The sequence below is a fragment of the Sphingomonas sp. TF3 genome (genome assembly GCF_003985085.1).
Lineage (GTDB): Bacteria > Pseudomonadota > Alphaproteobacteria > Sphingomonadales > Sphingomonadaceae > Sphingomonas.
Genome location: NZ_RWKS01000024.1, coordinates 26,992 through 49,670 on the forward strand (window position 1 = coordinate 26,992; position 22,679 = coordinate 49,670).

At 64.4% G+C, this 22,679-nt stretch carries 20 protein-coding genes; 14 read left to right on the top strand and 6 right to left on the bottom strand.

What is annotated here, in order from left to right:
- The first annotated feature begins 205 nt into the window (after positions 1–205).
- The 3 genes from EJC47_RS17470 to EJC47_RS17480 all read left to right on the top strand — a co-directional run bounded on the left by EJC47_RS17470 (position 206) and on the right by EJC47_RS17480 (position 3,702).
- The gene (locus EJC47_RS17470; RefSeq protein ID WP_126849094.1) at positions 206–616 is read left to right on the top strand and encodes a DUF2147 domain-containing protein; all 411 of its coding nucleotides are present in this window, start codon (positions 206–208) and stop codon (positions 614–616) included.
- Positions 617–660: 44 nt separating this feature from the next.
- A complete protein-coding gene (locus EJC47_RS17475) occupies positions 661–1,965 on the top strand; it encodes an OmpP1/FadL family transporter (protein ID WP_033966359.1) in 1,305 nt (434 codons plus the stop codon).
- A 141-nt stretch (positions 1,966–2,106) separates the two neighbouring features.
- On the top strand, positions 2,107–3,702 hold the full coding sequence (locus tag EJC47_RS17480) for a S1C family serine protease (RefSeq protein WP_260591643.1): 1,596 nt from the start codon (positions 2,107–2,109) through the stop codon (positions 3,700–3,702).
- On the opposite strand, the gene EJC47_RS17485 is transcribed toward EJC47_RS17480, so the two are convergent.
- From EJC47_RS17485 to EJC47_RS17500, 4 genes are all read right to left on the bottom strand, one after another.
- Entirely contained in the window at positions 3,691–4,170 is a 480-nt protein-coding gene (locus EJC47_RS17485; protein ID WP_126849095.1) for a DUF1203 domain-containing protein, read from the bottom strand. The genes EJC47_RS17480 and EJC47_RS17485 overlap by 12 nt on opposite strands.
- Positions 4,167–5,204, bottom strand: a complete 1,038-nt coding sequence (gene ada / locus EJC47_RS17490) for a bifunctional DNA-binding transcriptional regulator/O6-methylguanine-DNA methyltransferase Ada (protein WP_126849096.1) — start codon at positions 5,202–5,204, stop codon at positions 4,167–4,169. Before ada ends, EJC47_RS17485 begins: the two co-directional genes overlap by 4 nt.
- Before the next feature lie 63 nt (positions 5,205–5,267).
- Complete coding sequence (locus tag EJC47_RS17495; protein WP_126849097.1) at positions 5,268–5,945, bottom strand: dienelactone hydrolase family protein; 678 nt, start codon at positions 5,943–5,945, stop codon at positions 5,268–5,270.
- Positions 5,946–6,015: 70 nt separating this feature from the next.
- Positions 6,016–7,797 carry a methyl-accepting chemotaxis protein gene (locus EJC47_RS17500; protein WP_126849098.1) on the bottom strand — a complete coding sequence of 594 codons (1,782 nt, stop codon included), beginning with the start codon at positions 7,795–7,797 and terminating at the stop codon, positions 6,016–6,018.
- A 243-nt stretch (positions 7,798–8,040) separates the two neighbouring features.
- Between EJC47_RS17500 and EJC47_RS17505 the strand changes: the two genes are divergently transcribed.
- From EJC47_RS17505 to EJC47_RS17540, 8 genes are all read left to right on the top strand, one after another.
- A complete protein-coding gene (locus tag EJC47_RS17505) occupies positions 8,041–8,595 on the top strand; it encodes a F0F1 ATP synthase subunit delta (protein ID WP_126849099.1) in 555 nt (184 codons plus the stop codon).
- 3 nt (positions 8,596–8,598) lie between these two features.
- Positions 8,599–10,128: a F0F1 ATP synthase subunit alpha gene (gene atpA / locus EJC47_RS17510; protein ID WP_126849100.1), complete on the top strand. Its 1,530-nt coding sequence runs from the start codon at positions 8,599–8,601 to the stop codon at positions 10,126–10,128.
- Positions 10,129–10,268: 140 nt separating this feature from the next.
- On the top strand, positions 10,269–11,150 hold the full coding sequence (locus EJC47_RS17515) for a F0F1 ATP synthase subunit gamma (RefSeq protein ID WP_126849101.1): 882 nt from the start codon (positions 10,269–10,271) through the stop codon (positions 11,148–11,150).
- Between the two features lie 19 nt (positions 11,151–11,169).
- Positions 11,170–12,642 (top strand): F0F1 ATP synthase subunit beta, encoded by a 1,473-nt coding sequence (atpD, locus tag EJC47_RS17520; RefSeq protein ID WP_126849102.1) that lies wholly within the window; start codon positions 11,170–11,172, stop codon positions 12,640–12,642.
- Positions 12,643–12,774: 132 nt separating this feature from the next.
- Positions 12,775–13,026 carry an ATP synthase F1 subunit epsilon gene (locus tag EJC47_RS17525; RefSeq protein ID WP_010404117.1) on the top strand — a complete coding sequence of 84 codons (252 nt, stop codon included), beginning with the start codon at positions 12,775–12,777 and terminating at the stop codon, positions 13,024–13,026.
- Positions 13,027–13,082: 56 nt separating this feature from the next.
- Positions 13,083–14,606: a glycosyltransferase family 39 protein gene (locus EJC47_RS17530; protein WP_126849103.1), complete on the top strand. Its 1,524-nt coding sequence runs from the start codon at positions 13,083–13,085 to the stop codon at positions 14,604–14,606.
- A gap of 82 nt (positions 14,607–14,688) precedes the next feature.
- Entirely contained in the window at positions 14,689–16,218 is a 1,530-nt protein-coding gene (locus tag EJC47_RS17535) for a CpaF family protein (protein WP_126849104.1), read from the top strand.
- 40 nt (positions 16,219–16,258) lie between these two features.
- Positions 16,259–17,410 (top strand): aspartyl protease family protein, encoded by a 1,152-nt coding sequence (locus EJC47_RS17540; RefSeq protein ID WP_185867710.1) that lies wholly within the window; start codon positions 16,259–16,261, stop codon positions 17,408–17,410.
- 19 nt (positions 17,411–17,429) lie between these two features.
- On the opposite strand, the gene EJC47_RS17545 is transcribed toward EJC47_RS17540, so the two are convergent.
- Together EJC47_RS17545 and phaR are read right to left on the bottom strand one after the other, a co-directional pair.
- The gene (locus EJC47_RS17545) at positions 17,430–17,609 is read right to left on the bottom strand and encodes a hypothetical protein (RefSeq protein WP_033966473.1); all 180 of its coding nucleotides are present in this window, start codon (positions 17,607–17,609) and stop codon (positions 17,430–17,432) included.
- An 8-nt stretch (positions 17,610–17,617) separates the two neighbouring features.
- Complete coding sequence (gene phaR, locus EJC47_RS17550; RefSeq protein ID WP_126849106.1) at positions 17,618–18,175, bottom strand: polyhydroxyalkanoate synthesis repressor PhaR; 558 nt, start codon at positions 18,173–18,175, stop codon at positions 17,618–17,620.
- Between phaR and EJC47_RS17555 the strand changes: the two genes are divergently transcribed.
- The 3 genes from EJC47_RS17555 to EJC47_RS17565 all read left to right on the top strand — a co-directional run.
- Positions 18,174–19,274: an alpha/beta fold hydrolase gene (locus tag EJC47_RS17555; protein ID WP_126849107.1), complete on the top strand. Its 1,101-nt coding sequence runs from the start codon at positions 18,174–18,176 to the stop codon at positions 19,272–19,274. The two genes, phaR and EJC47_RS17555, sit on opposite strands and share 2 nt — an antisense overlap.
- A 28-nt stretch (positions 19,275–19,302) precedes the next feature.
- On the top strand, positions 19,303–20,475 hold the full coding sequence (locus tag EJC47_RS17560) for an acetyl-CoA C-acetyltransferase (RefSeq protein WP_033966471.1): 1,173 nt from the start codon (positions 19,303–19,305) through the stop codon (positions 20,473–20,475).
- A 187-nt stretch (positions 20,476–20,662) separates the two neighbouring features.
- Positions 20,663–22,679 (top strand): TonB-dependent receptor plug domain-containing protein (locus EJC47_RS17565; RefSeq protein WP_185867711.1); only part of this gene is annotated, 2,017 nt, incomplete at its 3' end.

A 22,679-nucleotide genomic window follows, 5' to 3' on the forward strand; every position in this document is an offset into this window, starting at 1 on the left:
GACGGATTTTAACCCAATGGACTGCAACGTGGCTTGACTTGCCACGCCGCGCATCTATGCCACGACGCACTGCCAGCTTTCCGTTTACGTAAATGTTACCGAGGCGGAATGACCCCCAGGCCACCCTGGGCACGCAGTTCACGACCGTAAGAATACGGCGCTGGATAATAATTTCCGCCTGGTCGCGGGTGTTGGAGAGTGAAATATGTCGCTATTGATTCTTGGTGCGCTGTTAGCTGGTGCCCCCGTCGCCGCCGATACCGCCCTTGGACGGTGGAAGACCGAGACCCACAACGCCATCGTCGAGATCACACGCTGCGGCGAGTCGATCTGCGGCAAGATCCTCACCTCGGATATGATCCGCAGCAATCCCGCCTTGAAAGACGCGAAGAACGCCAACGAAAAGCTGCGTTCCCGCCCGCTCCAGGGCCTGTTGATGTTGAGCGGCTTCAAGCCCGAAGCAGGCGGCGTGTGGAGCGATGGCCAAGTCTATAATGCCGAAGACGGCAAGACCTATAGCGGCAAGATCACCCCTGTCGGCACGGACCAGTTGAAGCTGCGGGGCTGCGTCTTCTTCCCGCTGTGCAAAACCCAAACCTGGACCCGCGTGCGCTAACGCCACGCCCGTTCTCTACCCCCAACGATACTCAGGAATTTTCAATGTCGTTTCGTATCAAAGCTCCGCTGCTGGGCGCGACCGCGCTCGTCTCCGCTTTCGGCTTCCAGGGCATCGCCCATGCCGATGCCTTTTACCTGGAGGCGCAGTCCGCCATTGGCGCGGGTCGCGCCTTTTCGGGTGAAGCGGCCGATCGTGGCCCGGCCTCCTTGTGGTGGAACCCGGCGGCGATCGCCGGCATCACCGACCCCAGCGCGGCAATCAGCGCCACCGCGATCCTGCCCAAGGGCGACGTGATCGACAATGGCACGCTCATCCGCCGTCCGGGCCAGTCGTTCGTGCCGGTGGGCGGCAATGGGGTGTCGCGTGATCCGATCAGCAACGGCGTGCTGCCGAGCGGCGCGTTCGCCTATCCGATCACCGATCGCATCGCGGTCGGCGTCGCGGTAACCTCGCCGTTCAGCTTCACCACCGATTACGATGCGAACAGCTGGGCACGCTATAGCGCCGACAAGACCCGCCTGCGCACGATCGACATCCAGCCTTCGATCGGCGTGAAGGTGACCGATTGGCTAAACGTGGGCGGCGCGCTCAACGTTGAATATACCGATGCTTATCTCAGCAACGCGTTGCCCAACGTGCTCGCGTCGCTGCCCGATGGCAGCCAGACGCTGAAGGGTCATGGCTGGGATTTCGGCTGGACCGCAGGCGTGCAGTTGCACAACGACGTCGTCACCGTCGGCATCAGCTACAAATCGAGCATCAAGCATACGTTGACGGGAAATCTCAACGTGTCGGGGTTGGTCGGTCCGCTCGCCGGGTCCAACACGTCGCTGTCGGGCGTGCAGGCGCAGTTCAACACGCCGGGGCAGGTGATCGTCGCCGGCCGCTTCCGCGCCACCAACGCACTGACGCTCAATGCTCAGACAGTCGCCTATAACTGGAGCAAGTTCGACGCGATCCGGCTCGGTGCACCGCTCAATGTCGCGCTGCCCGAGAACTATCGCGACAGCTTCAGCGTGGCGGGCGGCTTTGATTATGCCGTCAGCCCCAAAGCGACGCTGCGCGCCGGGCTTCAGCGCACGATCACGCCGACGCAGGACGGCCTGCGCGATGCCCGCGTGCCCGATTCGGACCGTTGGACCTATGCGGCGGGCGGCAGCTATCAGCTGAACCGGCACATGACGATCGATGCCGGTGCGAATTACGTGAAGTTCGACGACGCCACGATCGACCGCGTGACCGCAGCCTATGCCGGCACCGCCGCGCAGACGCCGATCCTTACCAACGGCCTGCTGCGCAATGCCCATGCGATCGTCCTGTCGCTTGGTGGCCGCGTAACCTTCTGACGCACCCCTCCCCCTCCGCCAGCATTGCCTGGCGGAGGGGGGATCGGAGGACCGCCTTCGCCCGAAAGGACGACGCGGATTGCGGTCATCCGGTCACTTTCCTCTGTCTTATCGCGGCCTCGGCTGGCACAGAGCGCGGACATGGTCGCCGCAATCCTGTTCCACCTTTCCCGGTCGCTTTGGCAAAGGGCATGGCCCCTTTGGGCCGCCCTCCCCACGGCGCTGCTGCTGTGCTCGCTCGCGGGACCAGCCCGTGCGGACGATATCTCCGCCACCGCCCGCGGGGTCGTGCGCGTCGTCACCATCGCGATCGTCGATGACGAAGTGGTCGGCTTCGGCCATGGCAGCGGCTTCGCGGTCGCGCCCAACCGCATCGTCACCAACGCCCATGTCGTTGAGCTGCTGACGCGCTATCCCGGCAATGTCGTAATCGGCATCGTGCCGTCGGAAGGCAGCAAGAGCTATCAGGGCAAAGTGATCGCGATCGACACGGTCCATGATCTCGCGCTGATCGAATTTTCCGGAACGCCGCTTCCGCCCGTGGCGCTGTATACCGGGCCGGTGTCCGAAGGCGGGATGGTCACCGCGCTCGGCTATCCCGGCAATGTCGATCTCGCGACCGCGCGTTCGGCGGTCGATTACATCCATCCACTCTCGCCGATCCGCACCGAAGGGGTGTTTTCCGGACGCCGGCAGATGTCGGGGACCGACGTGCTGCTGCACACAGCGGGCATCGCACGCGGCAATTCGGGCGGGCCGTTGCTGGATCCGTGCGGGCGCGTGATCGGCGTCAACTCGGCGATTACGCGGGGTGAAGAGGGCGATTCGAGCTTTGGCTTCGCGATCGCCGACAGCGAACTTGCCGCCTTCCTCACCAAGGCCAAGCAACCCTTCCAGGCGGTTGGCATGCCCTGCACCAGCATCGCCGAGATCGACAAGGCCGAGCGCGAAGCCGACGCACAAGCCTCCGCCGAGGCCGACACGGCCAAGCGCGACGCGGCGGGCAAAGCCGTGCTGGCGCGCGAGGCAGCGCTGACCGCCGCCCGCGACGCCGCTGACCGCCACCGCGAGAACGTCATGGCGATCGCAACCTTGATGCTGGTACTGGGCGCGATGGCCATTGGCGCAGGGGGCCTGCTCGACGCGCAAGCGATGCGGCGCAAGGCGATCTGGGCCTGGGCAATCGGTGGTCTGGTGATGGTTGGCGCAGTGGTCGTGTTCGTGCTGCGCCCAACCGGCACCGTCTCGCTTCCCGCCGCGACACCCGCTGCGATCGTGTCGCTCGCCCCGACCGTGTCCTCCACCACGCCGCTCGGCAAATTGCAGTGCCGTTTCGTGCCCGAGCGCAGCCGCGTCGTCTCCTCGTCTACCACCGACCTTACGCTCGACTGGGGCAAGGCCGGCTGCATGAACGGGCGCGTCCAATATGCCGAAAACGGCAGCAAGTGGGACCGCATCCTCGTTCCCGCCGAGGAACAGACCGTATCGATCTTGCAGTTCGACCCGGCGACGCTCAGCTATGTTACGACGCGCTATTTTCTGGGTGCTGCCGAGATGGACAGCGTGCGCAAGATCCGCAGCCAGGTGACGGTGAAGGCCTGTTCCACCGATGAGGCGGGCCGCGCCAATCTGGCAACGCAACAATCCGCGATTCGCACCGCACTACCCGCCCAGCCCAATGAGAAGATCGTCTACCGCTGCACCGCCGCGTCGGGTGCGGCGGCGTCAGGCGGCTGACACACGATCCACCCGGGCGGCAAAACAGCCGGGTTTGGCATTGTGGACGTGGAGATACGTGACGCGCGGATCCGAGAAGAACCTATCGATCGCGGCGGCGAGCCCGCTGCCGTCGATCACATCAGCGTCCAGCATCATACCGGCCGCATCGAACGCGCGCACCGACAACAGGCGAATCGCCAGCTGCTCGGGAATGCTGTTGACGAACACCGCCGCAGTCTCGGCCCCTTCGCGGACGAAAATCGCGTGGCACGAGCGATAGGGCGTGGCGACCGGCAGATGCTCGTAATTGAGCAACAGCACCGTCTCCCCGACCGCCGCGTCCTCCAGCGTCACACGACACGGCGAACCGGGCGCAGCTTCCACCACCATGCGGATCGCTCCCTGCGCGGCCAGGGTCGCATCGCTCTGTCCATAAAGGTGCCGAAAGGGCGCGGGATCGATGCCCGCAATCACGAAGTCGCTCATTTCACCCGCTCCCGCGTCCGCAGCGCGACCTTGCGGTCAATCCCATAAGCATAGCCGCCGAGCGTCCCGTCGGTGCGTTGCGCACGGTGGCACGGCACGATGATCGACACCGGATTGGCACCGCACGCCGTTCCCGCCGCGCGCACCGCTTTGGGGTTGCCGACCGCCGTCGCCAGTTCGGCATAGCTGCGCGTCTCGCCCAGCGGGATCGCGCGCAGCGCCTGCCAGATCGCTTCCTGAAACGCCGTACCCTGCACGTCGAGCGGCAAGTCGCGGTCGCGATCGGGCGATTCGACGCTTGCCACCACCTGCGCCGCCAGATCGGCCAGCGCGGCACCACCCGGCACGATTTCGGCATGCGGGAAGCGCGCGCGTAACGCCGCCTCGCCCTCATCAAACGAGACGCGGCACAACCCCTTGTCGGTCGCGGCCACCAGCATTGCGCCGAGACTGGTATCGGCCACGGTCCAGCGGATCGTTACCCCCGCCCCGCCGCGCTTCCACGCGCTCGGTGTCATGCCCAGCCGCTTGGCCCCGCCGTCGTAAAAGCGGCTCGGCGCGGAATAGCCGGCCTCGTAAATCGCCTCGGTCACGCTGGCGGTACGCGCCAGCGCGCGCGCCGCGCGCTGCGCCATCAGCCCGCGCGCATAGGCCGCCGGGGTCACCCCGGTCGCGCGCTTGAACAGGCGGTGGAAATGATGCGGCGCATAGCCGACCTGCGCGGCGAGATCCTCAAGCGGCACCACTTCGTCGGCCCCCTCGATCAGCGCGACCGCGCGCGCCACCGCGATCCGGTCGCGCCCGACTGCATCGGGCACACAACGCAGGCACGCCCGGAACCCCGCCGCGCGGGCCTCCTCGGGCGTGCGGTAGAAAACGACGTTCTCGCGCTTCGGGTGCCGCGCCGGACAGCTTGGCTTGCAATAGATGCCGGTTGTTTTCACCGCGCCGACAAAGCGCCCATCGGAATGCCGGTCGCGCGCTTCGAACGCTTTCCAGGCGGCGTCGGGGTCAAGGGGAAGGGTTTGGGTCATGCGGCGATATACGCACGGTCCCGATGCGCCCACATCCCGTGGCTTGCGATCAAAACCGTGCGATCACCCGCCATTCGCCTCGAACAATTCCAGCGTGCGTTCCTTGGCCAGATCGGCGCTGGATTCGTGATAATCCTTGCGGCGATCCGAATTGAAGCCGTGGCCCGCCTCGTACACATAGACCGTCGCCTTGGGCCATGCCTTGGCGATCACCTTTTCGACTCCGTCCATCGCGATATGGTCGTCGTGGCGGCCGAAATGCAGGATGACGGGGACCTTCGGTTCCTCGTCGGCCGCAGCGGGAATCAAGCTGCCATAATAAGCCGAGGCGGCGGCCACATTATGCAGGCGCGTCGCCGCGAACCACGCGACCGATCCACCATAGCAATAGCCGACCACGAACACCGGCCCGCGCCCGGCCAGCGCGTCGATACAGGTCTGCACGTCGGCAAGCGTCAGGTCGAACGGGTGCAGATCGCGCGCCAGCTCTACGCTGCGGGCGAACCCCTCGCCGGTATATTCGGCCTCGAATCCGGGATGCTCGCGGTCGAACAGCGCGGGGGCCAGCACTTCATAGCCGTCGGCGGCATATTCCTCGCACAGATCGCGGATATGGTCGGTGACGCCGAAAATCTCCTGGACCAGCACGAGCCCGCCCTTGCGTCGCCCGGTCGGCTCGGCGTGATAGACGCCGATCTCGGCACCGTCCGACATGATCATCTTCTGCATCTGGCCGGTCATAGAATCGCTCCGCCTCACACCCCTGCGGCGCAATCGCTACCAACATTGCGACGGACGCGAAAGCGGCGCGTCAGGCCGCGCGCACATCCGCGATCAGGCGGTTGATTTGCGTGCGGAGCCGTTCGACGCCGCCCGCCACATCCTCGGCAGTGCGGGTGACATGGTCGGCGGTGTAGCGCGAGCGTTGCGCACGGTCGCGCAGCGTCTGCATGTTGGCGGCGGCATCGGCGGTGCCATCCTCGACCTCGGCGATCGCGAGCGCGATCGCCTGCGTCATGCCGCGCTGCTGGTCGACCGCCGCCGCAACATTGGCCGAGGATTGATCCAAATCCGCCACGAGCGAATCCACCGATTCGATCGTGGCAAGGACAGTGTCGCTGGCGGTACGGACGGCGGCCAGGCGTGCCTCGATCCGGCCGGCGGCGGACTGGGTCTGGCGCGCGAGCCCCTTCACTTCGTCGGCCACCACGGCAAAGCCCCGCCCCGCCTCGCCCGCCCGCGCCGCCTCGATCGTCGCATTGAGCGCAAGCAGATTGGTCTGCCCCGCCACCGCCGTGATCATGTCGAGCACGGTGGCGATTTCCACCACCAACGCGCCCAGCGATTCGGCGCGGTCACGCCCCTCGAGCGTGCGCGCCCGCACCGTTGCCACGCTTGCGCGCGATTCGTTGGCGGCCCGGCTGATGCGGTCGATCGCGCCGGCCAACGCCGTCGCCGAATGCGCGATGGTGCGGGCGTTGGTGGCGCTCTGTTCGGTCAGCGCGGCGGTCGCCATCGCTTGTTCTTCGGTGGTTCCCGCCTCGCCCGCCATCGCCGCTGCCGTCTCGCGGAGCGCAGGGCCGGCCGACACCAACTGACTGACCGAAGCGCCCGCTTCCCCTTCAAACACGCGGAACAGCGCGTCCAGATGCGCCGCGCGGCGGGCGCGGGCGGCATCCTCGCGCCGTTCGTTCGCGCTCAAGGCGTCGGCGGTGCGGCGCGCCTCTTCGCTCAAACGCCGCGCATCGGCTGAGCGTTGCCGCGCGAACGCCAGCGCGCGCGCGATTTCGCCAATCTCATCGCTGCGATCGAGCGCCGGGATAGCTACGTCGGCACGGTCAAGGGTGATGCTGCGAGTCGCCTCGGCAATCAGGGCAAGCGGCTGCTCGACCTGGCGGGCGAGCATCCGCATCCCCCAGAAAGCGACGAGGATCGCAGCCACCGTCACCAGCGCGACCAGAATATAGACTTGGCCAAACCCTGTTTCGAGGGCGCTGCGTTCACGCAGAGCATCCGCACGGAGATCGGCGATCAGCGTCGCGCTCGTCCCGGTCAGCGGATCGATCGCCGCGTACAGCGCGCCACTGACGAAAAAGTCGAGCTGATCGGTGCGCCCGGCCCGCAGCAGGACCAGCAGCTTGTCGAGCGCCGCGTCGGCGTCATGCCGCGCCGAATCGACCTGCGCCACCTCATCGGCACGGCGCGCGTCGAGGTTGTGATGGACGAAGGCGTCCCAGCTCGAAGCGATCTCGGCGCGATTGGCCTCGATTGTCGCCACTGCGCCCGAAGCCGACAGATTGCCGCTGCGCACCTTGTGCGCCGTCAGCAAGGCCGTGGCATAATCGGCATTGACGCGCTGCAGCTCGCCGATCGGATAGAGACGGTCCGTAATCAGCGTGCGGACCCCGTGGCTGGTCGCGAGCGTCGTCCCGATCAAGGCGAGCGCAAGCAAGGCCTGCATGCCCAGCAACACCCAGACGATCCGGCGCAACTGAACGCGGATGTTGCCGCGCCCGGTTTGCCAGCGCAAAAACAACAGGCTTAGTCGGCCCCGAAGGACGGTTAGCGAGCGGGGCAGCGCGATGCGGTTCATGAATCACGCTATGGCCGCCAAGGCGCGAACAGATGGTTAAGCCAATGTTACACTTGTGTGAAATACGAACAAAAGCGCTGGCTTAGCGATCGGGGTTCCACACGCGCGCTTTCGACGTCTGCCGCGCGACTTGCATCGCGCCCTACCCAATGCTAACCGCCCGCCAACCCATCTGAAGGCGCATTCCCCAACGCCCTCTATTTGCATGGGGCCACCATTCGTGCCCAAGAGGACCCCAATCGCGTGGAGACATCCGGCGGTATTCAAGCAAGCTTAAGCGGACGCTATGCGACCGCGCTCTTCGAGCTTGCCCGTGACAGCAAGGCCATTGACGCGGTCGAGGCGAGCCTTGGCCGCGTTCGCGCCGCCATCGCGCAATCGAGCGAGTTCGCGCAACTGATCGGCAGCCCGATCGTCTCGCGCGCCGACGCCGCGCGCGCGGTCGCAGCGGCAGCCGAGATGATCGACGTGGACGACACCACCGCCAAGTTCCTCGGCGTTCTCGCCGAGAACCGGCGCTTGTCGCAATTGCCCGCGATCATCCGCGCCTTCCGCGATCTCGCCGCGCGCCATCGTGGCGAAACGACCGCTGAGGTGACCTCCGCGCATCCGCTGACCGAAGAGCAGGTCGACGCGCTGAAGCGGCAGCTGCGCACCCGCATCGGCACCGATGTCTCGGTCGAGCTCGCGGTCGACCCCACTCTCCTCGGCGGTCTGGTTGTCCAGATCGGTTCGCAACGGATTGACTCGTCGATCCGCACCCGTCTCAATACTCTCGCGCACGCGATGAAAGGTTAAGTCATGGATATCCGCGCCGCAGAAATCTCGAAGGTCATCAAGGACCAGATCGCCAACTTCGGCACCGAAGCGCAGGTTTCGGAAACCGGCCAGGTGCTGAGCGTCGGTGACGGCATCGCCCGCATCTTCGGGCTCGACAACGTCCAGGCGGGCGAAATGGTCGAGTTCTCGAACGGCGTGCAGGGCATGGCGCTCAACCTCGAAGCCGACAATGTCGGCGTCGTGATCTTCGGCTCGGACAGCCAGATCAAAGAAGGCGACGTCGTCAAGCGCACCGGCACGATCGTCGACGTTCCCGTCGGCAAGGGTCTGTTGGGTCGCGTCGTCGATGGTCTCGGCAACCCGATCGACGGCAAGGGCCCGATCGTTTCCGACCAGCGCAGCCGCGTCGAAGTCAAGGCACCGGGCATCATCCCGCGCCAGGGCGTCAACGAGCCGGTGCAGACCGGCCTCAAGGCGATCGACGCGCTCGTCCCCGTCGGTCGTGGCCAGCGCGAGCTGATCATCGGCGATCGCCAGACCGGCAAGTCGGCGGTCGCGATCGACACCTTCATCAACCAGAAGGCCGCGCACCAGGGCGATGACGAGAGCAAGAAGCTCTATTGCATCTACGTCGCTGTCGGCCAGAAGCGCTCGACCGTTGCGCAGCTCGTCCGCACGCTGACCGAGAACGGCGCGATGGACTATTCGATCGTCGTCGCCGCAACCGCGTCGGACCCGGCGCCGCTGCAGTTCCTCGCGCCGTACACCGGCTGCGCGATGGGCGAATATTTCCGCGACAACGGCATGCATGCCGTCATCGTCTATGACGATCTGTCGAAGCAGGCCGTCGCCTACCGCCAGATGTCGCTGCTGCTGCGTCGCCCGCCGGGCCGCGAAGCCTATCCCGGCGACGTCTTCTATCTCCACTCGCGTCTCCTCGAGCGCGCGGCGAAGATGAACGACGCGAACGGGGGGGGCTCGCTGACGGCACTGCCGATCATCGAAACCCAGGCAGGCGACGTGTCGGCCTATATCCCGACCAACGTGATCTCGATCACCGACGGCCAGATCTTCCTCGAAACCGACTTGTTCTTCGCGGGCATCCGTCCGGCGATCAACGTCGGTCTGTCGGTGTCGCGCGTCGGCTCGGCCGCACAGACCAAGGCGATGAAGAAGGTGTCGGGCTCAATCAAGCTCGAGCTCGCCCAGTATCGCGAAATGGCGGCGTTCGCGCAGTTCGGTTCGGACCTCGACGCGTCGACGCAGAAGCTGCTTAACCGCGGCGCACGCCTGACCGAGCTGTTGAAGCAGGCGCAGTTCTCGCCAATGCCGTTCGAAGAGCAGACCGTGTCGATCTTCGCGGGTACGCAAGGCTTCCTCGATACCGTTCCGGTCAACGCCGTCGTCCGCTATGAACAGGCGATGCTGGCCGCGATGCGCAGCGATCACGCCGATCTCCTGAAGGACATTCGCGACAAGCGCGACCTGTCGAAGGAGACGACGGAAGCGTTGAAGACCGCACTGGGTGCGTTTTCGAAGACGTTTGCGTAAAACCCTCCCTCTCCCCACCGGGGAGAGGGCAGACGAGCGAAGCGAAGTCGGGAGAGGGGCCGTAACGCGGACGGAAGTTTGTGGGACGGCCCCTCTCCCCGACCCTCTCCCCGGAGGGGAGAGGGAGAAGAAGGACTAGAATGGCAAGCCTCAAGGCCCTCAAGATCCGCATCGGCTCGGTGAAGTCGACGCAGAAGATCACCAAGGCGATGAAGATGGTCGCCGCCGCGAAACTGCGCCGTGCGCAGGAGGCCGCAGTCGCTGGCCGTCCCTATGCCGAGCAGCTCGAAAAGGTCATGGCGAGCCTTGCCGCCAAGGTTTCGGTCAGCGAATCGAGCCCCAAGCTGCTGGCGGGAACCGGCAAGGACCAGGTCCACCTGTTGATCGTTGCGACGTCCGAGCGTGGTCTCGCCGGTGCGTTCAACTCGAACATCGTCCGCGCCGCACGCCGCAAGGCCGAAGAGCTGGAAGCTGCTGGCAAGACCGTGAAATTCTATGTGGCGGGCAAGAAGGGCCGCGTGATCAAGCGCTTCTTCCCCACGCAGATCGCCGCCGACCATGAGATGAGCCACATCAAGACCGTCGCCTTCGCCGATGCGCGCGCGATTGCAGACGATGTCATCGCCCGGTTCGAGGCGGGCGAATTCGACATCGCGCACCTGTTCTACGCCAAGTTCCAGTCGGCTTTGGTGCAAGAACCGGTCGGTCGCCAGATCATCCCGGTCGCAATCGACACCACCGCCGCTCCCGTGGTGGATGGCGGTGCTGCGGTCGAGTATGAGCCCGATGAGGAAACGATCCTCGCCGATTTGCTGCCGCGCAACGTCGCGATCCAGATTTTCCGCGCGCTGCTCGAAAACGCAGCGTCGGAGCAAGGCAGCCGCATGACCGCGATGGACAATGCGACGCGCAACGCCGGCGACATGATCAATCGCCTGACGATCCAGTATAACCGCAGCCGCCAGGCCGCGATCACCACCGAGTTGGTGGAAATCATCTCCGGCGCCGAAGCGCTCAAGTAGTCGATACGAGGAAAGCATCATGGCAACCGCCCCAGACACACTCGCCCCGGTGACCACCAACAGCGTCGGCCGCATCTCTCAGGTCATCGGCGCCGTCGTCGACGTAACCTTTGAGCAGGACCGCCTGCCCGCGATTTTGAACGCGCTGGAAACCTCGAACAACGGCAACCGCCTGGTGCTCGAAGTTGCGCAGCATCTCGGCGAGAACACCGTCCGCACGATCGCGATGGACTCGACCGAGGGCCTCACCCGCGGCCAGGAAGTCACCGACACCGGCTCGCAGATCCGCGTTCCGGTTGGCCCGCAGACGCTGGGGCGCATCCTCAACGTGATCGGCGAGCCGATCGACGAGCGTGGGCCAGTTGGCCACACCGACACGATGCCGATCCACGCGCCTGCCCCGCTGTTCGTCGATCAGTCGACCGAGAGCGCGATTCTGGTCACCGGCATCAAGGTCATCGATCTGCTCGCGCCGTACGCAAAGGGCGGCAAGATCGGCCTGTTCGGCGGTGCCGGCGTCGGCAAGACCGTGCTCATTCAGGAACTGATCAACAACATCGCCAAGGGCCATGGCGGCACCTCGGTGTTCGCCGGCGTCGGCGAGCGCACCCGCGAGGGTAACGATCTGTATCACGAATTCCTCGACGCGGGCGTCATCGCCAAGGACGCCGATGGCAACCCGACGCCCGAGGGCTCGAAGGTCGCGCTCGTGTTCGGCCAGATGAACGAGCCGCCAGGCGCGCGTGCCCGCGTCGCGCTGTCGGGCCTGACGATCGCCGAATATTTCCGCGACGTCGAAGGCCAGGACGTGCTGTTCTTCGTCGACAACATCTTCCGCTTCACCCAGGCAGGTTCGGAAGTGTCGGCCCTGCTCGGGCGTATTCCTTCGGCCGTGGGCTATCAGCCGACGCTGTCGACCGACATGGGCGCGCTGCAGGAGCGCATCACCTCGACCAACAAGGGCTCGATCACCTCGGTGCAGGCGATCTACGTTCCGGCAGACGATCTTACCGATCCGGCGCCGGCCACCTCGTTCGCGCATTTGGACGCGACGACCAACCTCAACCGCGCGATTTCGGAGCTGGGCATTTACCCGGCGGTCGATCCGCTCGACTCGACCTCGCGCGTGCTGACGCCCGCGATCGTCGGCCAGGAGCATTACGACACCGCCCGCCGCGTCCAGGAGACGCTGCAGCGCTACAAGTCGCTGCAGGACATCATCGCCATCCTGGGCATGGACGAGCTGTCGGAAGAAGATAAGTCGATCGTGTCGCGCGCCCGCAAGATCCAGCGCTTCTTGTCGCAGCCGTTCCACGTCGCCGAAGTGTTCACCGGCATTCCGGGCAAGTTCGTGCAGGTCGAAGACACCGTAAAGTCGTTCAAGGCGGTCGTCGATGGCGAATACGATCACCTGCCGGAGAGCGCATTCTACATGGTCGGCGGCATCGACGAAGCGATCGCCAAGGCCGAAAAGATGGCGCAGGAAGCGTAATCCAAACTCCCTCTCCCCGCTTGCGGGGAGAGGGTTGGGGAGAGGGGCAGTCACACAGGCTGGCCTATAGTCCCCACACTGCCCCTCTCCCCGACCCTCTCCCCTGAAGGGGAGAGGGAGAAGGACACAAGAATGCTCCACTTCGAACTCGTCACGCCTGAAAAGCTCGTCCGCTCGGAGGACGTGTACATGGTCGTCGTCCCCGGATCGGAAGGCGATTTCGGCGTACTGGAGGGCCATGCCCCGGTCATGTCGACGATCCGCGACGGCGCGCTGTCGGTCTATCGCACCGAAAAGGGCGAACCCGAATTGATCGCGATCGAAGGCGGTTTCGCCGAAGTGAATGCAAACGGCCTGACCGTGCTGGCCGAACGCGCCGCCTGAGCCGAGCGGCCCCGCCCTTTACCGGGCATTAACTACACCCTGCGACACAGCTGGCCATGGATATGCTCCTTGGCCAACTCTCCCGTCCCCTGCCTCATAGCGTAAGCGCGGTGTCGGTGCGTGCGGCCTGGATCGCGCTTGCTGCCACCATTGTCGCTGCGGTGCTGCTACGCTTCGGTCTGTTCGGCAATCCGATCGCGGGGCTGGACGAGCAGCTCTATCTGCTGGTTGGCGACAGGATGTGGCATGGGGAACTCCCCTATGTCGACATTTGGGACCGTAAGCCGCTCGGTCTGTTTGTCCTGTTTGCCGCGATCCGGCTCTTGCCGGGCGACGGATTCCTTGCCGCGCAAATGGTCGCCACGGCCTTTGCCGCCGCCACCGCCTTCCTGATCGCGCTGTTCATGCACCGACGCGTCGGCTGGGTGCCAGCGACGATGGCCGGGATGTTCTATCTCGCGCAGCTCAACATTCTGTGGGGCGACACCACACAAACGCCGGTGTTTTATGACCTGCTGGTGATGGCAGCGGCGATGCTAACCTTGCGCGCCAGCGACACAGCCAATGAGCGTGTGCGCACCGGTAACGGCGTCGCCGCGATGGCGCTGATCGGCCTCGCCATCCAGATCAAGACCAATGCCATCTTCCAAGGCGGGTTCTTCGGGGCCTGGCTAATCTGGTCGGTGTGGCGCGAAACCCGCAATCTGGCCCTGATTGCGCGCCTGGCCGTGCCGATGGTGCTCGCCGCCGCGCTGCCCACTCTGGCGGCAATGCTGTCCTACGCCGCGCTCGGCCATTTCGATGCCTGGTGGCAAGCCAATGTGCTGTCAGTCATCGCCAAGGGCAGGCCAACCGACCCTGCGGCGATCGACAATCTCGCGACCTCCGTCATCCTCACTTTGCCCGCCCTGGTGGTCGCGCTCCTCGGCCTATGGGCCCGCACCGAGCGCTTCCAGGTGTGGGGGCAAGAGACGCTCTTCATCCTCGGCTGGATCGCGTTCGGACTGGTCGATTTCGGCGCGATTGGCGGATATTTCCCGCATTACGCGATTCCGCTGGTGCTGGCGTGCTGCCCGTTGATCGCGCATGCCTTCGCGATTCCTCGCTTCGGCAAGGCGCTCTTCGCCACCGTGATGGCGTGGCCGCTATTTTACGCGGTCGTCGTCGCGCCCAAGATCGGCGCGATAGAGCGCGTCTATGCCGCCAATGTCGCGGCCGCACTGCCAAGCGATGTGACGACGCGCTGCCTGTTCATCTACGAGGGGCCGGTTGCTTATTATCAGCTCAGCAACGCGTGCCGGGTGACGCGCTTCGCCTTCACCGCGCATCTCAGTTCGACGCGCGAGGCCAGTGCGCTGGGCGTCGACCAGGCGCAGGCACTGCGCGACGCGCTGGCGCGGCGGCCTGGCACGATCATCACCATCGCGCACTCGATCTGGACCGACCGCAACCCAGCGATGGAACGACTCCTGAGCGCCACGCTGGCCCGCGATTACCATCCTACGGCTGGCCTGCCCCACCGGGTCTATACCGGCGGGCGCGACCAACTCGTGATCTGGCGGCGCAACGCCGGACGCTAAAGCCGAAACCCGGCGACCGTGGTTAGGCAATTGTAAAAGCTTGGACGCTAGCGTCCGGGCGAACGACAAGGAACTGAGTGGCATGAGTGCATTTGGGCGCAGACCTGGATCAGCCGGACCGGGCACCCGGCCAGCCTTCGGCGTCGCGCGGCCGATGCACGGCGCGGGCGTCCGCCCCGCCACCGAGGCGGAGACCGCCAGCGATCAGTTCCCGCCGCTCCCCCTGCCGTCGCTTCCGGGCGAAACCGAGCCGAGCGGCAACATGCCTGGCCTGCAAATGGACGCGATGCAGCGCCTCGCCGACCGGCAAGCGTCTTCGGGCGATGCCGGCAATTCCAAGGTTGAGGGTTTCGAAAGCTCGATCCACAAGATCAAGGAGCAGGTGCTCCCGCGCCTGCTCGAACGCGTCGATCCCGAGGCAGCGGCGACGCTCGACAAGGACGAGTTGGCCGAGGAATTCCGCCCGATTATCGGCGAAGTACTCGCCGAGTTGAAGCTGACGCTCAACCGCCGCGAACAGTTCGCGCTGGAAAAGGTGCTGGTCGACGAACTGCTCGGCCTCGGCCCGCTCGAGGAATTGCTCGCCGACCCGAACATCACCGACATCATGGTCAATGGCCCCGAGCAGACCTATGTCGAGCGCAAGGGCAAGCTCGAGCTCGCGCAGATCCAGTTCCGCGACGAGGAGCATCTCTTCCAGATCGCGCAGCGCATCTGCAACTCGGTCGGTCGCCGCGTCGACCAGACCACGCCGCTCGCCGACGCCCGCCTCAAGGATGGCAGCCGCGTCAACGTGATCGTGCCGCCGCTCTCCTTGCGCGGCACCGCGATCTCGATTCGTAAATTCTCGGCCAAGCCGATCACGCTCGACATGATGGCAGGCTTCGGCTCGATGAGCCCGAAAATGGCGACCGCGCTGAAGATCGCGGGCGCGTGCCGCTTCAACGTCGTCATCTCGGGCGGTACGGGTTCGGGCAAGACGACGATGCTCAACGCGCTGTCGAAAATGATCGACCCGGGCGAGCGCGTGCTGACGATCGAGGATGCCGCCGAATTGCGCTTGCAGCAGCCGCACTGGTTGCCGCTCGAAACGCGGCCCGCCAACCTCGAAGGCCAGGGCGAAATCAGCATCCGCGATCTCGTCAAGAACGCGCTGCGTATGCGCCCGGATCGCATCATCCTCGGCGAAATCCGTGGGTCCGAGTGTTTCGACATGCTCGCCGCGATGAACACCGGTCACGACGGCTCGATGTGCACGCTCCACGCCAACTCCCCGCGCGAGGCGCTCGCGCGTATGGAGAACATGGTGATGATGTCCGACATCAAGGTGCCGAAGGAAGCGATCAGCCGCCAGATCGCCGATTCGGTCGAGATGATCATCCAGGTGAAACGCCTGCGCGACGGTTCGCGCCGCGTCACCAACGTGACCGAGGTGATCGGCATGGAGGGCCCGGTGATCGTCACGCAGGAACTGTTCAAGTTCGAATATTTGGACGAGTCTGCGGACGGCAAGATCATCGGCGAATATCGCTCGATGGGCCTGCGCCCCTATACGCTGGAAAAGGCCCGCACCTTCGGCTTCGACCAGGCGTATCTTGAGGCGTGCCTCTGACCGCTAAATCGGGTATCAGTGGCGACCGATGCGTTGCCTCGTGTTTCTGTTTTTTTTGCTTTGCGCCGCCGCCTCCGATGCGCCGCCCATCCCGCGTGCAACCGCGACCCCTGCCCTTGAGGCCGACGCCCCCTGGGTTGCCTTCACGCTGACCCCGGCCGAGCAGATTTGCTTTCAGGCCGTGGTCGATGGCCACCCCGTGACGGCGATTCTCGATACGGGGGTGAGCACCTCGCTGCTATCGCGCCGATTCGTTGATGCGGCCCGGATGCGGGTGCGCGGCGGACATGCTGCCCTCGCAATTGGCGGCACGGTCGCCACTGGCTGGGTCGATCCATCGAGCGTCACTGTGGCGGAACGTACCGTGCACAGTCCCCGCTTGATGACCGCCCCTCTGCCGCCCGCAACGACGGGACAAGCGGCGATAGACCTGTTGGTCGGCAGCGACATCATCGGGGGCTACGCGCTCGACATCGATTATGCGGCGCAGCGTTTTCGCTTGCTCCCCTCGGGCAACCTCCCCTTCGCCGGGAGCATCGCGCCGCTCCGGATTGGCGGGGAATGGTCGACCTATGTGACCGATATTCTCGTCGGCAACCACCACCTGTCACGCATGGCGGTCGACACCGGAGACGGCAGCGCCATCACCGTTACCCAGCCAGCATGGTCCGCACTGGCCGAGAAACACCGTCCGACCAGTTCGACCATCAGCTACGGCGTGGGCGGGGCAGCGATTGTCGATCTTGCGATCGTGCCCGGAGTGCGCAGCGGGACAGCGCCCGCCCGCACCGTCGAAATGCGGATCGAGCCTTCGGGCGGCTACACCGCCACGATCGGCATGAACGGGCGGATCGGGTCGGGCTTCCTGCGCCACTATCGCGTCCTGCTCGATCCCCATGCCGGGCGGATGGTGTTGCTCCCCGACTCATCGGCGGACACGCCGCCGCTGCGTTCGACCAGCGGCCTTATTCTGCGCCGCGACGACGATCGGCTGACGGTGCTACACGTCATGCGGGGCGGCCCGGCCGAGGCGGACGGTTGGCAAGCGGGCGAACAGATTTGCGCTGTCGACGGGCTTCCCGTCAGCGCCGAAGCGAGCTTGCATTGGCCGGTCGATGCCGCCGGGCGCAGCGTGAAGCTGGCAACTTGCAATGGCATGACGCGTACGCTGACGTTACGCGCCTTCTATTGAGCGAGCCTGCGCGCGTTCGTCATCGATGCGCCGCCATGATCGCACACACGACCGCCGCAATGACCGCTGCCATTTGCAGGCTTGGCCAGTTGATCCATCCAACCTTGTCGAGGTCGCGCCGCGTCCGGTGTCGCCAGTCGCCCAACCCGGCGAGCGCCGCGACGACCATCGCGCCCGCCGCCGCCACCCACCAAAGCACTGCGTCGCTCAGTCGCCGAGCTTTTCGATCTTTTCGTGCAGCCGACCGAGTTCTGCCTTCAGAGCAGCAATCTCGTCGTCCTTGCTCGCGGCGCTTGCGGCCGGTGCCAGACCAGCCGCCACCCCTGGCTTGAACGCCGCAGTCGCCGCCTCGAACATCGCCATATTCTGCTTGGCCAATTCGGCGAAAGGCGAATTGGCGAACGCGCCCTCGACCGCCGATTTGAACTGCTGCTGGTTGCGGCGGAAGCTGTCCATCGACGCTTCGAGATAGCCCGGCACCATCGCCTGCATCGAATCGCCGTACATCGCGATCAACTGGCGCAGGAATGGCACCGGCAGCATCGTCTGCCCGCGCTGTTCCTCTTCCATGATGATCTGGGTCAGGATGTTGTGCGTGATGTCCTCTTCGGACTTTGCATCCACCACCTTGAAATCCCGCCCGTCACGGGTCATCGCAGCGAGGTGCTCGAGCGTGATGTAAGAGGATGTCTCGGTATTATAGAGGCGGCGGTTCGCGTATTTTTTAATGATCACCGGGCCATCGCCCGGAATGGTCTTCTTCATGAAGAAAGGCTCCCCGCCTGTGGTTGCGCAAGTCCTATCATCATTTATTGCCGCATCGCAACACGGCCCGCGCCCATTACCTTTGTTCCTCGACATTTTGCGTGATCAGACAGCGGGTTCGCCGGAACGAAGCGCAGCGGCGCTGGCGGGCCTGCGCGCCTATCAGGATGCGGCGCGCGCGAAACCGCGCAAAGCCATGCCTGCCCGTTTTCGAAAAGGACAGGCGCGGCTACGGGACTATGGGGCCAAGGGCGCGACCGGGCGGGCGGTCATCGTCATCCCGTCGCTCATCAACCCGCCGCATATCCTCGATTTGCGGCCCGAAAGCTCGCTGTTGCGCTGGCTCGCCAGCCAGGGCCATCGGCCGTTCCTGCTCGACTGGGGAACCCAGGGCCCCAAAGCGCGCGATTTGGACGTAGACGCACATATTACTCGCGTGTTGCTCCCGCTGATTGCCAAATTTTCGGTGCCGCCAATCCTGATCGGCTATTGCCTTGGCGGCACGATGGCCCTGGCCGCGTCCTGCCTGACCGAGGTTGCCGGGCTCGCGCTGATCGCTTCGCCATGGCATTTTACCGGTTACGGCTCCGCCGCGCGTGCAGAGATCGCCGCCTTGTGGGATTCGGCCAAGCCGGCCTGCGACACGCTCGGCCTGGTGCCGATGGAGGTGCTGCAAGCGGGTTTCTGGCGACTCGACCCAGCCCGCACGATCGCGAAATATGAAGCCTTTGCCGCGTTGGAGCCGGATAGCGAAGCCGCGCGCAGCTTTATCGCGCTGGAGGATTGGGCTAATGGCGGTGCGCCCCTGCCCTTTGCAACCGGCGTGCAAATCTTCGAGAATTTCATCGCGGCGGATACGCCTGGCACCGGTGCGTGGCAGATCGGCGGGGTGACGATCGCTCCTGCCGCCCTGTCCTGCCCGGCCATCGAGTTCGTGTCGCTCAACGACCGTATCGTCCCGGCCGCAAGCGCGGCCAACTTGCGCGACCGGCGCGATCTCGGCGCAGGCCATGTCGGCATGATCGTCGGGCGCGGCGCGCGCACGCAATTGTGGGAGCCATTGTCGGACTGGCTAAAGGCGCTGCCGCCGCCTAAATAGGCCACGACACAGATCCCGGAGAGACCCCATGCAGGACATCGTCATCACCGCCGCCAAGCGGACCCCCGTCGGCAGCTTCCTGGGAGCGTTTGCCGCAACGCCTGCGCACGAACTCGGACGGATCGCGATCGAGGCAGCCCTCGCGCAGGCTGGCGTAGCGGGCGCAGATGTGTCCGAAGTCATCCTGGGCCAGGTGCTGACCGCGGCGCAGGGCCAGAACCCGGCGCGGCAAGCGTCGATGGCGGCGGGCGTACCCAAGGAAATTCCGGCCTGGGGCGTCAATCAGGTGTGCGGCTCGGGCCTGCGCGCGGTGGCGCTGGCCGCACAGGCGATCGCTACGGGCGATTCGACGATCGTCGTAGCAGGTGGGCAGGAATCGATGTCGATGAGCGCGCACGCGCAATTGCTGCGCGCCGGGCAGAAAATGGGCGACCTCAGCTTGATCGACACGATGGTCAAGGATGGGCTGACCGATGCCTTCAACAGCTATCACATGGGCATCACCGCCGAGAATCTGGCGGAGCAATATCAGATCACCCGCGCCGCGCAGGACGACTTTGCGGTGCGATCGCAAAATCTTGCCGACGCCGCCCGCTCCTCGGGCCGCTTTCGCGACGAGATCGCGCCCGTCACCATCAAGGGCCGCAAGGGCGACACGATCGTCGCCGACGACGAATATATCCGCGCTGGTGTTACGTTGGAAAGCGTGTCCGGCCTGCGCCCCGCTTTCAAAAAGGATGGCACGGTGACCGCCGCCAATGCCTCTGGCCTCAACGACGGAGCGGCTGCGCTGGTGCTGATGAGCCGCGCCGAAGCCGAACGCCGCGGATCACCGATCCTGGCGCGCATCGCGAGCTGGGCATCGGCCGGTGTCGACCCTTCGATCATGGGGATCGGCCCCGTCCCCGCGACTCGGCGCGCGCTACAAAAAGCCGGATGGAGCATCGGTGACCTCGACTTGATCGAGGCGAACGAGGCGTTTGCGGCACAGGCGCTGTCGGTCGGCAAGGAACTCGAATGGGATGCCGAGCGCGTCAACGTGAACGGCGGCGCGATCGCCATCGGCCACCCGATCGGTGCTTCGGGCGCGCGCGTTCTGACGACGTTGCTGTACGAGATGGCCAAGCGCGATGTGACCAAGGGCTTGGCAACGTTGTGTATCGGCGGCGGGATGGGGATTGCGCTGTGTGTGGAGCGGTGAGCCTGCGGTCGCACCTCCGCAAGCATTTCCTGGCAAGGTTCAAATGTTACCGCATGTTGCAAGATTGCAACATATGAACGATTAATGAACGATATTGTCATCTAACGTTCATGTAGCCTTGCCACCGATTTCCAAAAAAGTTTGAATACCCCTCTGGAGAGCACTCCGCTCGAACAGGGGGCAGTACATGAATGTAAAGTTGCTTATGGGTGCCACCGCGCTCGTTGGGGTATTGGCGGCAAACCCGTCGATCGCGTTGGCGCAAACCCAAACCGACGGGGGCGCGCAGAAAAGCGCCCCAACCGATGACGAAGACTCCACCACACCCAAGGAGATCGTGGTCACCGGATCTCGTATCGCGAGGCCGAACAACTCTTCGATTGTTCCAATCACCTCCATCAGTGGAGACCAGTTTTTTCAACAGGGTCGCAACAATATCGGCGACATCCTAAACGATCTGCCGCAGCTCCGCAGCACTTTTGCACAACAAAACCCGGGGCTGGGTGTTGGTATTGCCGGCCTCAACCTTTTAGATTTGCGCAGTCTTGGAACCGTTCGTACGCTGGTGCTCGTCAACGGGCGTCGCCATGTCCCATCAGACATCCTTAACAATGCAAGTTCGGTCGACATCAATACCATTCCCAACGACCTGATTGATCGCGTTGACCTGATCACCGGCGGCAACTCCGCCGTTTATGGCTCAGACGCGATCGCGGGCGTCGTAAACTTTGTTTTGAAGAAGGATTATTCCGGGGTCCAAGTACGCGCCAATGCGGGTATTAGCGGTGCCGGTTTTGGTGCCAACCAATATGCCTCGATTTTGGCGGGCCATAATTTCGCCGAGGGCAAGGGCAATATTACCGTCCACGCAGAATATGCCCGCCAGGAACGCGTGTTCGGCTCCGACATCCCGTGGTATCAATCGGCTGACGGTTTCGGCGTGGTCGACATCGATCCGTCGGGTTTGAAGAACGGCAGCGATGGCTACCCCGACCGCGTTTACCTGCAAGACATCCGCTCAACCACCATCAACCGCTATGGTCTAGTGCCGATCAACCAACCGTCGGCAAATCCGCTTTGCGGGACCGGCATTGCGTCGACGAACGGCGCGCCTTCAACGGTTGGCGGGGTTCCCTATTCGTGCACGTACATCTTTGGTGCCGACGGTCGGCTAACCCCGCAAACGGGGACGCGCTACAGCAGCGGTCCGAATAGCGGCATCCTCGGTGGAAACGGGCAAACCGGGCGCGAAGACAAGTTGCTGTCTGTGTACCCGTATCAGCAGCGCTACAATTTCAACCTGCTGGGCCATTATGAATTCGCCCCAGCATTGGAAGCGTTTGTCGAGGCGAAGTATGTTCGCATCGACACGCTCGGTTCCAACGCCGGCCCCTCCTTCAGCCAGGGAACCTACTCGCAATTCGACTATCGCGAACGGACGCGCCTGGACAATCCGTTCCTCAACGCCGCCGACCGTACGACGATCGCCAATGCGATTCTCGCCGCAGGCTGCAACACCAGTTTGACGGTAACCTGCGACAGCGCACGCTCCTTTTCCACCTCAGCCAATGGTGTTGCCGGCGGTAAACTGAACGCCGCCGATATCGCCGCCATTTCAAATGGCAGTTATCGGTTCGTCGACGCACGTCAGTTCGCTGACTCGGGCATCCGCGATGAAGCGTTCCGCCGTGAGACCTTCCGCATTGTCGGCGGTCTGCGTGGGACCTTCAACGACGACTGGAACTATGAAATTTCCGGAAACTACGGAAAGTTCACGCAACGCACGACGACCTATGGCTATGTCGACAAGCAGCGTTTTCTGCTGTCGTATGACGCCGGTCGGAACCCGGTTACCGGCCAAATCCAGTGCCGTGCGCAGTTCGATTCGGCCGCTGCTCTCCCCTATCCGAATACCACCACCAACGTCGCTCGCCTGGCGAGCGACATCGCGGCGTGCGTTCCGTACAATCCGTTCGGTGCGGCAGATAATAGTGCGGCATCCAAGTATTTTAGCTACAACGCCGTCGACCACGCGAGAATTACGCAGTTCGACGTGAGCGGCTTCATTTCCGGCAACACGGGCAAATTCTTCCGTCTTCCAGGCGGACCAATACAGTTCTCGCTCGGTGGCGAATATCGTTCGGAGAAGGCGCTTTATGTGCAGGATCCGTTCGCATCCGATCCCGCAGGCTATACCAACGCGC

Bases quoted from the DNA above. Each gene is read 5' to 3' on its own strand.
- EJC47_RS17470 (WP_126849094.1), top strand. From the start codon at position 206: ATGTCGCTATTGATTCTTGGTGCGCTGTTAGCTGGTGCCCCCGTCGCC.
- EJC47_RS17475 (WP_033966359.1), top strand. From the start codon at position 661: ATGTCGTTTCGTATCAAAGCTCCGCTGCTGGGCGCGACCGCGCTCGTC.
- EJC47_RS17480 (WP_260591643.1), top strand. From the start codon at position 2,107: ATGGTCGCCGCAATCCTGTTCCACCTTTCCCGGTCGCTTTGGCAAAGG.
- EJC47_RS17485 (WP_126849095.1), bottom strand. From the start codon at position 4,170: ATGAGCGACTTCGTGATTGCGGGCATCGATCCCGCGCCCTTTCGGCAC.
- ada (WP_126849096.1), bottom strand. From the start codon at position 5,204: ATGACCCAAACCCTTCCCCTTGACCCCGACGCCGCCTGGAAAGCGTTC.
- EJC47_RS17495 (WP_126849097.1), bottom strand. From the start codon at position 5,945: ATGACCGGCCAGATGCAGAAGATGATCATGTCGGACGGTGCCGAGATC.
- EJC47_RS17500 (WP_126849098.1), bottom strand. From the start codon at position 7,797: ATGAACCGCATCGCGCTGCCCCGCTCGCTAACCGTCCTTCGGGGCCGA.
- atpA (WP_126849100.1), top strand. From the start codon at position 8,599: ATGGATATCCGCGCCGCAGAAATCTCGAAGGTCATCAAGGACCAGATC.
- EJC47_RS17515 (WP_126849101.1), top strand. From the start codon at position 10,269: ATGGCAAGCCTCAAGGCCCTCAAGATCCGCATCGGCTCGGTGAAGTCG.
- atpD (WP_126849102.1), top strand. From the start codon at position 11,170: ATGGCAACCGCCCCAGACACACTCGCCCCGGTGACCACCAACAGCGTC.
- EJC47_RS17525 (WP_010404117.1), top strand. From the start codon at position 12,775: ATGCTCCACTTCGAACTCGTCACGCCTGAAAAGCTCGTCCGCTCGGAG.
- EJC47_RS17530 (WP_126849103.1), top strand. From the start codon at position 13,083: ATGGATATGCTCCTTGGCCAACTCTCCCGTCCCCTGCCTCATAGCGTA.
- EJC47_RS17535 (WP_126849104.1), top strand. From the start codon at position 14,689: ATGAGTGCATTTGGGCGCAGACCTGGATCAGCCGGACCGGGCACCCGG.
- EJC47_RS17555 (WP_126849107.1), top strand. From the start codon at position 18,174: ATGAAGAAAGGCTCCCCGCCTGTGGTTGCGCAAGTCCTATCATCATTT.
- phaR (WP_126849106.1), bottom strand. From the start codon at position 18,175: ATGAAGAAGACCATTCCGGGCGATGGCCCGGTGATCATTAAAAAATAC.
- EJC47_RS17560 (WP_033966471.1), top strand. From the start codon at position 19,303: ATGCAGGACATCGTCATCACCGCCGCCAAGCGGACCCCCGTCGGCAGC.